General features: G+C 40.6%; 13 protein-coding genes. 6 read left to right on the top strand and 7 right to left on the bottom strand.

Annotated elements, in window-relative coordinates:
• Positions 1-56: 56 nt before the first annotated feature.
• Together IPM48_07280 and IPM48_07275 are read right to left on the bottom strand one after the other, a co-directional pair.
• Positions 57-1,475, bottom strand: a complete 1,419-nt coding sequence (locus IPM48_07280) for an MBL fold metallo-hydrolase (GenBank protein ID MBK9271383.1) — start codon at positions 1,473-1,475, stop codon at positions 57-59.
• A gap of 132 nt (positions 1,476-1,607) precedes the next feature.
• Entirely contained in the window at positions 1,608-3,137 is a 1,530-nt protein-coding gene (locus tag IPM48_07275; GenBank protein MBK9271382.1) for a glutamate--tRNA ligase, read from the bottom strand.
• 132 nt (positions 3,138-3,269) lie between these two features.
• Here IPM48_07275 and IPM48_07270 point away from each other — a divergent pair, with 132 nt between their 5' ends.
• On the top strand, positions 3,270-3,929 hold the full coding sequence (locus tag IPM48_07270) for a polysaccharide deacetylase family protein (protein ID MBK9271381.1): 660 nt from the start codon (positions 3,270-3,272) through the stop codon (positions 3,927-3,929).
• Positions 3,930-4,075: 146 nt separating this feature from the next.
• Here IPM48_07270 and lpdA read toward each other — a convergent pair whose 3' ends face one another.
• Positions 4,076-5,482: a dihydrolipoyl dehydrogenase gene (lpdA, locus tag IPM48_07265; protein ID MBK9271380.1), complete on the bottom strand. Its 1,407-nt coding sequence runs from the start codon at positions 5,480-5,482 to the stop codon at positions 4,076-4,078.
• Between the two features lie 295 nt (positions 5,483-5,777).
• Between lpdA and IPM48_07260 the strand changes: the two genes are divergently transcribed.
• Positions 5,778-6,251 (top strand): DUF1772 domain-containing protein, encoded by a 474-nt coding sequence (locus tag IPM48_07260; protein MBK9271379.1) that lies wholly within the window; start codon positions 5,778-5,780, stop codon positions 6,249-6,251.
• Between the two features lie 60 nt (positions 6,252-6,311).
• On the opposite strand, the gene gmk is transcribed toward IPM48_07260, so the two are convergent.
• Positions 6,312-6,890 (bottom strand): guanylate kinase, encoded by a 579-nt coding sequence (gene gmk / locus IPM48_07255; protein MBK9271378.1) that lies wholly within the window; start codon positions 6,888-6,890, stop codon positions 6,312-6,314.
• Positions 6,887-7,756: a YicC family protein gene (locus IPM48_07250; protein MBK9271377.1), complete on the bottom strand. Its 870-nt coding sequence runs from the start codon at positions 7,754-7,756 to the stop codon at positions 6,887-6,889. Before IPM48_07250 ends, gmk begins: the two co-directional genes overlap by 4 nt.
• 259 nt (positions 7,757-8,015) lie before the next feature.
• Between IPM48_07250 and IPM48_07245 the strand changes: the two genes are divergently transcribed.
• The 4 genes from IPM48_07245 (at position 8,016) to IPM48_07230 (ending at position 12,199) form a co-directional block, all read left to right on the top strand.
• Positions 8,016-8,333 carry an integration host factor subunit beta gene (locus IPM48_07245; protein ID MBK9271376.1) on the top strand — a complete coding sequence of 106 codons (318 nt, stop codon included), beginning with the start codon at positions 8,016-8,018 and terminating at the stop codon, positions 8,331-8,333.
• A gap of 1 nt (position 8,334) precedes the next feature.
• Positions 8,335-9,105 carry a tetratricopeptide repeat protein gene (locus tag IPM48_07240; protein ID MBK9271375.1) on the top strand — a complete coding sequence of 257 codons (771 nt, stop codon included), beginning with the start codon at positions 8,335-8,337 and terminating at the stop codon, positions 9,103-9,105.
• Positions 9,106-9,506: 401 nt separating this feature from the next.
• Positions 9,507-11,060, top strand: coding sequence for an Rne/Rng family ribonuclease (locus IPM48_07235; GenBank protein ID MBK9271374.1), 1,554 nt, complete (start codon positions 9,507-9,509; stop codon positions 11,058-11,060).
• A 20-nt stretch (positions 11,061-11,080) separates the two neighbouring features.
• The gene (locus IPM48_07230; protein ID MBK9271373.1) at positions 11,081-12,199 is read left to right on the top strand and encodes a glycosyltransferase; all 1,119 of its coding nucleotides are present in this window, start codon (positions 11,081-11,083) and stop codon (positions 12,197-12,199) included.
• Here the strand turns inward: IPM48_07230 and IPM48_07225 are convergent.
• Positions 12,188-12,961 carry an AMP nucleosidase gene (locus tag IPM48_07225; protein ID MBK9271372.1) on the bottom strand — a complete coding sequence of 258 codons (774 nt, stop codon included), beginning with the start codon at positions 12,959-12,961 and terminating at the stop codon, positions 12,188-12,190. The two genes, IPM48_07230 and IPM48_07225, sit on opposite strands and share 12 nt — an antisense overlap.
• Positions 12,962-12,964: 3 nt before the next feature.
• Positions 12,965-14,770, bottom strand: coding sequence for a tetratricopeptide repeat protein (locus IPM48_07220; protein ID MBK9271371.1), 1,806 nt, complete (start codon positions 14,768-14,770; stop codon positions 12,965-12,967).
• Positions 14,771-15,191: the final 421 nt, after the last annotated feature.

Raw genomic sequence — 15,191 nt, 5'->3', positions numbered from 1 at the left:
AATATATTCTAACCAGAATATTTGGAAAATTGGATCGGTGGAAATGTCATATAAGTCTAAATATTTATCTCTTCGGCAGCATCAGGGATATGCACATTATCAAATCCATTGTTTTCCAATAATATTTTAAATGCCTCCTGTGCATCCGGATCTCCATGTACCAAATACGTTTGACTGGCGGTATTTACCTGATTTCCTAAAAAATTCAGCAATTCGTGGCGATCTCCGTGTGCAGAAAAAGAATCCATGATCTCGATGGATGCCCTCACCGGCTTTATTTCACCAAACATCTTTATAAACTCAGCTCCACTCCTTAAAATTCCTCCCGGAGTTTCGGGAGAACAATAACCAACAAACAACAAGGTGTTTCGGTGATTGTCCACGTTGTTAAAAACATGATGTTTGATTCTTCCCGCATTGACCATCCCTGCTGCCGAAATAATAATACAGGGTTCTTTGGATGTATTCAATTTTTTTGAATCATTGACTTCGTGGATATAATATAATCTGTTGAACCCAAACGGATCAGGATCGCTCAATATGTATTGGTGCAACTCAAAATCAAAGCATTCGGGATGCGATCTAAATACTTCTGTGGCGTTGACGGCCAAAGGACTATCCACATACACCGGAATATCTGGCAGATTGCCGGCTTTTTCAATCTGGTCCAGCAAATAAACAATCTCCTGAGTCCTTCCGAGACTAAAAGCAGGGATGATCACCTTACCTTTATTTTCTACACAGGTATTGTGGATGAGTTCCGTAAAGCGACTGATTTCCTGAGGCTTTTCGATGTGGTCTCTGTCACCATAAGTAGATTCACATATAATCACATCCGATGGAATCATTGGATGAGGATCTTTTAAAATAGGTCGGTTCGGTCTTCCGACATCTCCGCTAAATGCAAATCTTAGGTCATCTCCTCCCCTCTTTATTCGCAAATTGACTGTGGCGGATCCCAATATATGACCGGCATCTGTAAAAATAAGATGAACACCAGGCGCAATCTCAATCAGCCGGTCATATCCCATTCCGACAAAATTTTCCATGGCTTTGGCTACATCTTTTGCCGTGTAAAGAGGTTCCCGATGTTTGCCTTTGTAATTTTTGTTTTTTGATTTTTTATCTTCCAACCTTTCGTTGTATCGCTGGGTATCCTTTTCCTGAATGTGGGCAGAATCCATCAACATGATGGATGCCAGATCTCTTGTCGCATGGGTGCAAAAAATATCTCCTTTGAATCCATCCTTTACCAATTTTGGGATTCTTCCGCAATGATCAATGTGAGCATGAGACAATATCATCAAATCGATTTCAGCAGGATTAAAAAACCAATTTGCATTTTGATCATCCGTCCTGGCCACATTGCCCTGAAACAAACCACAATCCAACAAGATGGTAAACCCGTCGTCCAATGTGATCAGGTGACTGCTACCGGTTACTTCTCTGGCTGCTCCACAAAATTTTATCTTCATATCCAATTACAGTTAATTCTACTACTTAATATGACTCCAAAATCAATTCCCAATATCAATTATCCATTGTCAATTATCAATTGTCAATTATCCATTGTCAATTATCCATTGTCAATTATCCATTGTCAATTATCAATTATCCATTATCAATTTCCTCACCCCCTCCCTAATCCTTTCACAAGTCTCCTGCTTTCCCAAAGATTCCAACATGATGTACACATCAGGGCCCATGGGTATTCCTGACAGCATCACTCGGATGGCCGGCAATAGTTCACCCATTTTTAATCCGTGATTCTGCATAAAGTCTTTTAGCAAGCGTTCTATTTCAACTTTTTCAAATACAGCTATGCGATCGAGATCATCTGCCAGGCTTGAAAATGCAGAGGCCCATTCAGGCTTCCACTTCTTTGATTTGAACTCCGGATCTGGCATGGTCGGGCGATCTATCAGAAATTTGCCAGACGAATAAAACTCGGGGAGAAATCCAATTCTATCTTTGTACATGGTAAAAATCTTAGAAGCTTGCTGATCGGTCAAAAAAGATCCCTTCTCCAAAAAAAGATTTTTGATAATCTCTACTGCCCTTGTCCCTTCAAGCGATTGGATATAATGTGCATTAAACCATTTGGCCTTTGCAAAATCAAATCTGGCTCCCGATTTTACAATTTTTTCCAATGAGAAAATTTTGACCAATTGATCCAAGGAGAATAATTCTTCGTCGGTACCTCCATTCCATCCCAATAAAACCAAAAAATTAATCAATGCTTCTGGTAAAAATCCCACTTCTTTAAATCCAGAAAAAATTTCTCCATCTTCTGCCTTCCAGTCCATGGGGAAAACCGGAAATCCAAATTTGGCTCCATCTCTTTTAGAGAGTTTTCCATTCCCTTCCGGCTTAAGAATAAGCGGTAGATGGGCAAATTGTGGCATTTCATGTTCCCAACCAAAAAAACGGTACAGAAGGACATGGTGTGCTGTACTACTTAACCATTCTTCCCCCCTGATGACATGGCTGATTTGCATCAGACGGTCATCAATCACATTGGCCATGTGATAGGTGGGCATTCCATCTGATTTAATCAGAACTTTATCATCCAGTTCCTGGGTAGAGAAAATGACTTCTCCGCGCACACGATCAACAATTTTTACCGACTCCCCTTTAGGCACTTTCAAGCGGACCACCCGGGCAATACCTTGATCCTGCAGTTTTTTAATTTCAGTCTGGGACAAGCTGAGACTGTTTTTCATTTGGTCTCTGGTATTGAAATCGTATTTGGGCATTGGGTTTTCAGGGCTTGTCCACTTAATTCGCATAGATTCCAATTCTTCGGGAGTATCGTATGCATAATAAGCAAATCCCTTTTCGATCAACTGATCTGCATATTCCAAATAGATTTGCTTTCTTTCGGATTGCCGGTAAGGTCCAAATGCTCCACCACTCACAGGTCCCTCATCATCTTTCAAACCCAACCATTCCAATGACTTTAAGATATACTCTTCTGCACCCGGTACATACCTGGCCTGATCTGTATCTTCAATCCGAATGATAAAAGTTCCAGAATTTTGTTTTGCAAATAGATAATTATACAATGCGGTTCGAATACCGCCAATATGCAATGCACCTGTTGGTGATGGGGCAAATCTTACTCTAACCGGGGGCATGTCAGAAAAATATTATTTTGTGATTAATATTTCATTATGTCTGAATTAACAGAATAGCTAAACTCCGGACTTAGCTTTGTGATTCATTCAGAAAAGCGTAAAAATAGATAATCCCGCGACAATTCGAAGAATATGTATTTGAGTTTCACCCCTAAATTTCTTCAAGATATCTTTCCGGATTTGATCTGGAGAATGAATACAGGCTCAAAAGAGCTCTTTCTGACCTTTGACGATGGTCCAATTCCAGTAGTCACGCCCTGGATCCTGGATGTTTTGGCAGAACATGGTGCGAAGGCAAGCTTTTTTTGTGTCGGCCAGAATGTAGAAAAGAATCCTGAAATCTTCGATCGACTGATTGGTGAAGGGCATTCTGTCGGGAGTCACACCCATCATCATTTGTCTGGATGGTCCACCAACAACCTGGACTATATCCTTGATGTAAGAACAGCGGCCCGTTTGTGCCGAAGTAAATTATTCCGTCCTCCATACGGAAGACTGAGACCCTCTCAAGTCCGGTTCCTAAAACATCATTATAAAATTATCATGTGGGATGTACTCTCCGGTGATTTTGATCCCGCAATTACTGCCGAAGATTGCTTCCAAAATATCTTGAAAAATTCCCAGCCAGGTTCAATTGTGGTCTTACACGATAGCCTGAAAACGTTTGAAAAAATGAAGTTTGTATTGCCAGCTGTTCTCAACCATTTTGCAGATTTGGGATACCGATTTTCTGCAATTGACAGCGGATTTCCAACTGCTCATCTGGTGAAGGAAGAATTGATTACTGCCTGATCCTACTATCTTTTATTCATTGTCCATTTTATTGATTCTTCACGATCAACAGATCCTATTTTTTCATAAAGGAGAAATTTAAATATTTTTCTTTACGGGTCTTAGTCAATTCTCCATCGAACTTACCTAAAATCATTTTGCAAAATTTAAAGGTGTATTGCCCTATTGGCTGTGGCATGCAGCGCAGCCTCTTTCATCGCTTCTGAATAAGTGGGATGCGGGTGACAAATTCTGGCCATGTCTTCGGCAGATGCTCCAAACTCCATCAAAGCAACAGCTTCCATGATCAGATCAGCCGCTCTGGCTCCAACAATATGAACACCAAGAATGCGATCTGTCCGCTGATCAGCCAATACTTTGACCAAACCTTCTGAATCCATACTCGCACGGGATCGACCGAGGGCTTTAAAAGGAAATTTACCGACCTTATAAGAAATGCCAAGCTCTTTGAGCTGTTCTTCTGTATAGCCCACTGCTGACATCTCTGGCCAGGTATATACCACTCCAGGTATCAGTTGGTAATTAATATGGGGTTTTTGGCCGGCCAAAATCTCAGCAACAAAAACTCCTTCCTCTTCCGCTTTGTGGGCCAGCATAGCTCCCTTTATGACATCGCCTATGGCAAAAATATGCGCTGTGTTGGTCCTTAATTCAGAATCTACTAAGATTCTACCTTTTTCATCGAGCCTGACACCTGCATTCTTCAATTCCAGGCCATCTGTATATGGTTTTCTTCCTATGCTGACCAGACAGAAATCTTTTATAAGGGTATTTGGATTTTGGCCATCCCTGTCCGTATAATGAATGGTCACCTTCTCATTCGTTGATTCAAGTTTTACGACGGATTTGGACAACATAAAATTGACACCAAGTCCTTTCATTGATTTTTGCAGTTCTTTGGCACAGTCACTGTCCATTCCCGGAAGTATGCGATCCATGTATTCCAGAATATCAACCTGGGTTCCAAGCCGTGCGAAAACAGAGCCCAATTCTAAACCGATCACTCCGGCGCCAATAATCGCCATCGATTTCGGGATTTGGCCTAAAGACAAAGCTTCCGTGGAGCTTATTACTCTTTTCTTGTCGTAATTAAATAGCTCTGGAATATTGGGTTTTGACCCAGTAGCGATCACCGCATATTTAAATTGCAAAACTGAGCTTTGCCCATCTGAGGCTTTAATTTGGAGTGCATTTTGATCTAAAAAGGAAGCGTGCCCTGTCAAAACTGTGATTTTATTTTTTTTCATAAGGTATTCAATCCCCTTGGTATTTTGGATGACTACCTCCTCTTTTCTTTTAAAAAAACCAAGGGCATCCAGGTTTATTTGACCCGTCTGAATCCCATGCGCTCCGGCTTTTTCCTTTAACTGATGATACAGCTCACTGCTATCCAACAATGCTTTGGATGGAATACAACCAACATTCAGACAAGTCCCACCCAGATTAGAATACTTTTCTACCAGACATACTTGCATTCCAAGCTGAGCGGCTCTTATGGCAGCAACATATCCTCCCGGGCCTGAGCCAATGACCACCAATTCTGTATTCGACATATTCACTCTATAAATTATGTTGAAACAACTCTAAAATTCAAATTAGGTTTTAGCGAATCCAATTGGTATGATTATTTTTTGCCATTCATTAAGAGAAACTCAGACCGCTCTTGAAATCTGAAGAACAATCCTGTCAATAGGTATGCTTTCCCAAATTTCATTTAAATTTGTACATAGAGTTCATGATGATGATCTCGTTTTTTTCATTCGGTCGTTTGACGATTGTAATGGATGGATTATTTTTGTAATTCTCTTGTTTTTTTAATCTTAAGTTTGACTTCTTAAATTAAATACCATGAAATCCATTTATTTAAAATTTATCAACATACTTCTTGCTGCCTTACTTGCAGGAACAAGCTTTGGTATCTGGGTGGGTATGAATCCGATGCATTATTCTGCTTCAAGCTATTTAGACCAACAACAAAATTTGGTACAGTCTTTAAATACAATCATGGTTACCCTGGTTGTAGCAGCAACGTTGATCACCGGTTGGAGCGCAATTAAATACAAACAACAAAAGCTTTACTTTGCTTTATTGAGTATTGCTGCTTTGTGTTTTTTCTCATGTCTGCTCATAAGTCGCTTTGGCAACTTACCCATTCAAAATGAAATATTAACTTGGAGTTACGATTCAATGTCAGAAAATTGGACCCAATTGAGAGATTCATGGTGGAATTACCATATTTATAGGACGATTGCAGAACTAATTGCGTTGGTGCTTGTGGTGTGGGTATATCTTGACATGAAAAGAAATCCTGAAATTGAATGACAGCACTGTTTAGAATAAGGGTGCAAATTCCTTGTCACAACAATAAATCCAATATTCATTTTAAATCTCTTCTCTCATAAATTCTTCTGCAATCATACCCACCACTTTTTTGGCAAGAGATAAATTGTCATTGGTAATGACGTAATCAAAATATTTGGAGTACTCTAACTCCTCGGCAGCCCTGTTGAGTCTTTTTACAATGGCTTCTTCAGATTCTGTGCCACGGCCTTCAAGTCTTTTTCTGAGGACCTCAAGAGAAGAAGCTTTTACATAGATGCTGAGAACATTCTTATATCCTCTCTTTTCGACATAATGTGCACCTTTCACATCAATATCAAATAAAGCTACTTTTCCAGATTTCCAAATTCTCTGAATTTCACCCATCAAAGTTCCATAGTATTGCCCTTCATACACTTCCTGATATTCAAACAATTCATCTTTGCGTATCATATCCCTAAAATCATCGTCGGAGACAAAATAATATTCTCTTCCATGCAATTCTCCCATTCTGGGTTTGCGGGTTGTTGCAGAAACGGAAAAACTCAATTGTTCAAAAGTTTGCAATAAATAATTGGCCAAAGTGGTCTTACCACTACCCGAAGGGGCTGTAAGTATGATGATTTTGCCTTGCAAACTCATAAGATATTGGCCAGTTGTTCTTTTATTTTTTCCAATTCATCTTTCATAACAACCACCAATTTCTGAATGGAGGAGTGCTGTGCCTTTGCTCCCAGGGTATTGATTTCACGACCCATTTCCTGACTAATGAAATTTAGCTTCTTGGATTTGCTCACATTTTCAGATTCCATCTCCTTGAGAAAATAATCGCAGTGCTGACGCAACCTTACTTTCTCTTCGGTGATGTCAAGCCGTTCCATGTAATACATTAGCTCCTGTTCAAATCTGTTCTTATCGATATTTTCATTGGAAAATGTTGAGTTCAATGATTTTAAAATTTTGTCCCGCAGAAGCTCGTAACGTTCTTTTTCGAATTGAGTTATTTCATCCAAATGATCGATGATGATTTTAATCCGAAGGAGAAACTCATTTTCAACAATAGCTCCTTCAATGATTCTGAAATCATTCAGTTTTTCAATGGCCTCTTTTATTACAGACAAAACAAAATCATACTCGTCATCTTCAAGTTCATTGGCATTCGGCTCAATGACATTTGGAAATTGTAAAATGGCATTCAAAATATCGGTCTGTGAAAGATCAATTCCCAAATCATGAATCTGGTTGTAAAAAGATTTGAACAGATTCTTGTTCAAAGAATAATCTTCGTCTCCTTTGGAACTGATGACAGATAGAATAAAATCCAGTTTTCCCCGGATCACCGCATCATTCAGCAATTTTCTTAACTCCAGCTCTTTGTGTCGGTAAGCATTGGGTGTCTTGACCCTAAAGTCGTTCATTTTTGAATTGAGACACCTCAATTCCACGGTAATTTCCTTATCCTTGTATTGGGCTTTGACCTGGCCGTAACCAGTCATACTGTAGATCATCTGCCTAAGAGTTTGGGCGAAGGTAAGGAGTTTGAACCAATGCGAAGGTATGCTTGGGTCAATTACACAATGAATCAGAGGCCAGTCAGCTTCCAAAAAGCTCAGAATTGGACTTTCTGGTTCTATTTGTCTGAATTATAAATGCTTAGAACCCATTTTTTTAAAAAAAAACTTGGTTTTTTTTTGCATTCCGATAAATTTTCCGAAATTTGCACACTCTTTTGAATAATTTTTTCATAACTAATTAAATATCAAGCAAATGAGAAAAGCGGATTTAGTATCCATTATCTCCGAGAAATCTGGTGTACCCAAGGTAGATGTACTCGTTTCTCTCGAAATGTTTTTCAAGGAAGTGAAAGCTTCTCTGGCTGGTGGCGAAAATGTTTTTATCAGGGGCTTTGGTTCCTTTGTTGTAAAAAAACGCGCCAAAAAGATTGGAAGACATATAAAAAAGAATGTTGCCATCGAAATTCCGGAGCACTATATACCTTCTTTTAAGCCTGCTAAAATTTTTGTGGATCATGTAAAATTGGGTAAGGAGCCGGAAGGCGTATACGAAGAAGAAGGAGAAGAATAGCATGAGATTGAGTCCATTGACCCTGGCGGCCGGACTTTTGCTGGTCTGTTTGAGCAGCTTCCTTTTTTTGGATATTGTCTCACCAGATCTTAAAAAATCCGCTCAGAGCAAAGCCAAGTCTTTGGATGCAAGTGGAATTGAAAATTTACTCTCAGAAGCTACCGTAAAACTCACTGAGGTTCAGAAAGCTGAACTCAAGCAATTGAACGATAAAGTGCAATCCTCCGAAGAAAAGGCAGAGCCTCTAAAGGCCCTGTCGGGATTTTGGTTTCAGAATGGAAGGGCTGATATCGCAGGAGCTTATGCAATGCAAATAGCAGAAATTGAGAAAAGTGCAGAAGCATGGAGCATTGCAGGGACTACTTTTCTGGAAGGTCTCGACCAACTGGATGGAGAAAGAGAACGCTTGTATTGTCGTCAAAAAGCGACCAGCGCTTTCGAAAATGCCATCTCATTGGCACCCAATGAGCCAAGATACAGATTGCTCTTGGCCCTGGTGGACGTCAAAAGTCCGGGTGAAAATCCAATGGCTGGCATTCAAGCTCTTTTGGCTTTGGAAAAGGAATATCCTGATTATCTGGCCATCCAATATACTCTGACCCGATTGGCCATGCAAACAGGTCAATGGGAAAAAGCCAAAAGTAGATTGCTCAAGTTGTTGAATAAAAAATCAGATGATCCTGAAGCCAATTGTCTCATGTTGGAACTCATTGAATCGGCAAATTGGACGGATGACCCTTCTGAATTTCAAAAACATTGTAAAAAAGAATAAGTCTGAACTGAAGTTCAGGCAGATTTATTTCAATAATAAATTTTAAAAATACAAATTATGCCTTGCGGTAAAAAAAGAAAAAGACATAAAATAGCCACACACAAGCGCAAAAAGAGGCTTAGAAAGAATAGGCACAAAAAGAAAATAAGATAGGTTAACCTTGCGGCACTAAGGTCCTTTTTGAACCTGCTCGGTTGGTGAACGAATACCCCATCAATCTAAAAACAGTGATCACTGAAAGGCAAACCTGAGCCATGACAGACGGTCGTCCTCTTCATATTGGTTTTTACACCTAGCCTTTCCCACAACCGTAGTCATATCTGCGATGATTGTCTGGCAGTTTTAACTTCCATGTTTGGCTACATGTAAATCTTAGCTCCGCATCTCACTAAATTGGTGCAATGGACAAAGAGTTAATCATCTCATCCCATCAGGGGACCGTGGAAATTGCTCTGCTGGAAAACAAAAAACTGGTAGAGCTCCACAAACAAAAATCCAATACCCATTACAACGTGGGTGACATCTTCCTGGGTCAGGTCAGAAAACTGATGCCGGGTCTCAACGCAGCTTTTGTGGACATAGGCCATTCCAAAGAAGCGTTTCTTCATTATACGGACATGGGGCCTGTGCTCAATTCTGTTAAAAAATATACCCACGAAGTCATCCACGGAATACACACCAGCCAGGGTTTGGAAAATTTTGAAATTCAGCCCGAAATTCACAAAAATGGAAAAGTCTCCCAGGTGCTGGAAAAGAAAAATTTGCTGTTGGTTCAAATCCTCAAAGAACCCATTTCTACCAAAGGACATCGTCTGAGTTGTGAGCTAACCATCCCGGGCCGGTATATTGTCCTTACCCCTTTTTCCAATTCCATCGCCATTTCCAAAAAAATTGCAAGCTCTGACGAAAGAGACAGACTCTATAATTTGGTAGAATCAATACGGCCAAAAAATTTTGGCATTGTTGTACGCACTGCTGCAGAAGGCAGAAAAGTAGCAGAACTCCATGAAGAAATGAATTTGTTGCTGGTAAAATGGCGGCATATCCACCAGCAACTTGTCAAGGCCAAACCACCCATCAAACTTTTGAGTGAGGTGGATAAAACTTCCAGTCTGATCAGAGACATTGTAACCAAGAATTTTTCCGGAATTCACGTCAATGATTTTGACCTTTACCTGGCCATTAAAAATTATCTCCAAAGCAATCTCCCGGATAAAGTTAGTATTCTCCATCATTTCAAAGGAACCAAATCAATCTTTGATGCACATGGGGTCAAACGACAGATAAAATCCTCCTTTGGCAATACATCTACTCTTCCCAGTGGAGCTTATGTGGTCATTGACAAAACAGAGGCCATGCACGTGATCGATGTCAATAGCGGACCCAAGGTCCAAAGATTGGATCAGGAAAATGCGGCACTCCAGGTAAACTTAGAGGCCGCAGAAGAAATAGCGCGACAACTTCGACTGAGGGACATCGGCGGCCTGATCGTGATTGATTTCATTGACATGAAAAGCAATGAAAACAAAGCAGAGCTTTACAGGCAGATGAAAGAATTTATGGCCAACGACCGCTCTCAACACACCATCCTTCCGCTATCGAAGTTTGGTTTGATGCAAATCACTCGTCAGCGAGAAAAGCAGGAAATGACCATCGATACAACGGAAACCTGCCCTTGCTGTAATGGAAATGGAAAAGTCAATCCGACCATCTTGTTGGTCGATCAGATCGAATCCAAATTGGATTTTATCATGAAGACCCGTCCCGCCAAACAGCCCATTCTGATGGCCCACCCATACGTGGTTGCATACCTGAAGAAAGGTTGGTTTGGATATCCCTGGAAATGGTATTGGAAATACCAGAGAAGGGTTAAAATAAAAGAAGATCAGGACATGGGTCTCATTGAGTTTAGATTTTTCGATGGACCAGAAGACGAAATCAGACTGAACGATTAAATGGTCCTATTTTAGCTCTCATGGATCCAGCTAAAACAAAACCAGAAACAGAGTACAATACTCATTTTCCCGAATCTGTTTTGATCTGTCCTCAACATTGGGGATTGGGGCACATCACAAGGACCATTCCGATCATTCGGTATTTTGAATCCAAAAAAATAAAAATTGTACTTGCTTGCTCTGGTGCAGGTATGGATCTTCTGCGACTCGAATTTCCACACTTACCCTTATATGAATTGGTCGATTATGGCATGAGCTATCCGACGAGCAATATGTACTGGAACATGCTGTTGCAGTTTTCAAAATTGCACAAAGCCATTTTTAAAGAAAAAAAACAAATTGAATCTATTTGCAAAAAGGAAAACATCCAATTGATTGTTTCGGATGCCCGCTTTGGGGCTTCGCAAAAAGACATTTCTTCGGTCATTGTATCCCATCATCTCCACCTTCCGCTCGGGTCTAAACTCTTGGAAATAATGACCGATCGCTGGATGAGATTTTTCTACATGAAGTTTGATCAGTTGTGGATACCCGACTTTGAAAACGATTCCAATTTGTCCGGCGATTTATCCCATTTGTTTCATTCCGATCAACATTTCTTCATTGGTCCAGTCTCCCGTCTTCGTAAAATGGATCTTGACCCAAAATTTGAAATCTGTTTTCTGTTGTCCGGACCCGAACCGCAGAGGACTTACTTCGAGGAATTGCTGATGGCACAATTCTCCGCGCTGCCCGATGGAAATGCACTGTTGATCAGAGGTACCAATCTTCCCAGATCTTTGCATTATCCATCCAATGTGGAAGTAATTGATCTTTGCTCAGGCGAATCGCTCAACCGGTTGTTGTGTGAATCCAGGCTCATCGTATCAAGGTCTGGATATACCACCCTGATGGATCTTGCCGTCATTAAAAAACAAGCATTGCTGGTGCCAACACCCGGACAGCCCGAACAGGAATATTTGGGAAGAGAATTGTGGAGAAAGAAAAAATTTCTTTGTGTCGATCAAAAAAACCTCAACCTGAGTCTTCATCTGAGCGAAGCGCTGCAATATGATGGATTTAGCGACTTTAGCTCACCGGATCCTCTGGAAGATCAACTGGATAATTTATTGGGGAAAATTTTCGGTTCAAAACCTTAAATGCCTTACAGTCTGGGCATTTTCCATCAGTTTTTTCAAAGAGTCTATTCCGATTTTGAGATGCTCCTCCAAAAACTCGGAGGTTACTTTTTTGTCGCTCTCTTCTGTTTTGACGCCATCCGGCATCATGGGCATATCGGACACGAGCAAAAGCGCGCCTGCAGGAATTTTATTTTTAAAAGAAGCGATAAAAATGGTGGCGGTTTCCATGTCAATGGCCATGGCGCGCAACTCGGTGAGGTATTGTTTAAAATCTTCCCGATGTTCCCACACGCGTTTGTTGGTGGTGTAAACAGTACCTGTCCAATAATCCTTTTCGTGCTCGCGAATGGTGGTGCTGATCGCTTTTTGCAATGCAAAAGCCGGTAAAGCAGGAACCTCCGGAGGAAGATAGTCATTGGATGTACCCTCTCCGCGAATCGCCGCAATGGGCAATATCAAATCACCGATGTTGTTCTTACTGGTTTTTAGACCACCACATTTACCCAAAAACAAAATTGCCTTGGGCATAATTGCTGTCAATAGATCAATGACGGTACCAGCATTTGGACTTCCCATTCCAAAATTGATGATGGTAATGTTGTGAGCGGTGGCGTTGGACATGGGTCTGTCTTTGCCTCTGATCTCTACACCATTCCACTTTGCAAACAATTCCACGTACAAACTAAAATTGACAAGGATGATGTACTCTCCAAATTCGTCCAATGGAACGCCCGTGTATCTGGGTAGCCAATTACTAACAATTTCGTCTTTTGTCTGCATGCCTTATTGAAACTTATCTCCTCTCAGGACCCTAAATCGTTGTCTTGCATCCACCGCCAGGGTACTTCCGCTAAACTCCAAGAAAAGCCTCTCATACAATTCCAGGGCTTTCGTCTTATTGTCCAGCTGATGGTCATATATTTTGGCCAATTCATACAGGGAATTGTCGGCCCTGATTTCTTCCTTATGTTTTTCAAGGATGTATTCGTATTTCAGGATCGCTTTGTCCGTCTGCTGAATTCGATTGAAAACCTGAGCCTGTAAGTAATAGATATCATCCACAAGACTGTTTTCGGGATACCATACAATCATGCTGTCTAGAATGGTCAGGGCTGTGTCAAATCTATTTTGGAACAAAGCCAGTTCGGCTGCTGCATAATCGGACAATGCTTCTCCCGTGGAATCCTGGTTGAGATGATCCAAAATAAAAACAGACATGTCGATGGCGTCATTGGATATGAGCCTGGAAGTAGCTCTTTTTAAAATATCAAACTGTTCTTGCGCCCATTCAAAATCACCTGCAAAATAAGAGAGTCTTGCATTTTTATACCGGGCCATTTCTCCAATTTGGTCTTCCATAAAGTCTTTGTCCACCTGGGAATATAAAAGCGTGCTCTCCCAACGCTCTCCGCTGATCAAATAATAATCGGCAAGATCGATTTTGGCTTGGGCTTTGGTCCTCGCATCGACCACCGGATTGGCAACCACTTCGGTCAAAATGGCAATGGCTTTGTCTGTCCTGTTGAGATACCGAGCCTCAAGTTCTGCATATTCCAACAACATTTGTGCAGCCAGTCTGCTGGCACCGTATTCTTCTTTAAAGCTTTGATAGTCTTTCTCGAGTTCGAGGAGATCCTCTGCATTGTAGTTTCTTTTTTCGACGATTAGCTTGCGTCTGTTGATCAGAATCTGGCGATAAGCTTCTAAATAATTTCCTCCGGCTGGACCCAGATTTCTCACATAACTATACCCATCAATCGCAGTTTTGTAATCCCCTTCATTGGCAGCAATATTTGCCATCTGCATGACTCTTCCACCTCCTTCATTCAGGTTTCTGTCCATGGCTTTGGCCTGCCTCATTGCATTGATGAAATCTTTGGTTTGGACAAAAGTCCATTGCAGCATTTCTACATATGGTATGTGATCGGGTTTTGTTTGCAGACGCTCGTACAGCATGCTCTGCAAATCAACCAATTTGATGGGCTCAAGATAGGCCACCAGTACATTTTGCAAGGTCACCACGTGAATGCTCCCGTCGTCCAATCCCTCTACATAATACTTGAGCATGGTATGATGGTCTCCTTTTCTGCGGTACAGGTCCGCTAGGTTGTAGGTAAACGAAAACTGCCCCTTTAAGATTTTTTGCCCTTTCTCGTAGGAAGCAATGGCAAGATCATAATTTGGAATTTCCAAAAAAGCATTGGCCACCTTTTGAATCAGGATCACATCGGCCGGCAGATGATCGATACAATTTTTAAACTGCTTGTCAGCCGCTTTTCCATCTCCCTTTTTTTGTAAAATTTTGCCATAATACAAATACAAAATGGCTTCCTTGGGTTTGCGACCAATCTCCTTTTTTACCAGGGATTCAGCCTCTGCATTTTTACCGGCACCTTCTAGGCTCAATAAAAGATAATTTAAATAAACCTCGCTTTCTGGATTTTTCTGAAATAAACTGCTGTAAAGTTGTGCGGCTTTGTCGTACTCGCCATCCTGAAAATACTGCATCGCCAATCGAGGATCCTGTGCCATCAATAGCATTCCACAAAATGAAAAAACGATCAGTAAAACAAAGGATTTCAATCGCATGGAAGATATAACGAAAAAACAGCTTGATTGGTTTCTTGTCGCAGAGATTATGCCTTGGATATATTCGGTGAAATTTATAAAAATATCATATTAATATATTATATAATTTATATAATCTTATATAATAATGATTTAGATAATTTTTTATCCATAAGTTTCCATTTCATAGTCAGAATGATACCTCATCGGAGCCGGAAGTTTTTTAACTTGAGCGCCAAAACTGAATAGCCTGAATATGCTGTTCGTTTTTTATTGATTGTTTTAAGTTTGACCCAAAATGAAAAAATATCAGCTCAACAGGTTTCCTAAAAGAGTCTTGTTGACTTTTCCAATGTTCCTGAAAACCGAAAACCTGTTTTCAAAGTACGATTGCAGAATTGATCCTCTTGATATGAATGATCATTCCGGAAATAAAAAGAGC

The organism is Saprospiraceae bacterium, assembly GCA_016715965.1.
GTDB lineage: Bacteria > Bacteroidota > Bacteroidia > Chitinophagales > Saprospiraceae > Vicinibacter.
Note: the sequence above shows the minus strand (reverse complement) of the source record. Positions and strands in the feature narration are given on the sequence as shown.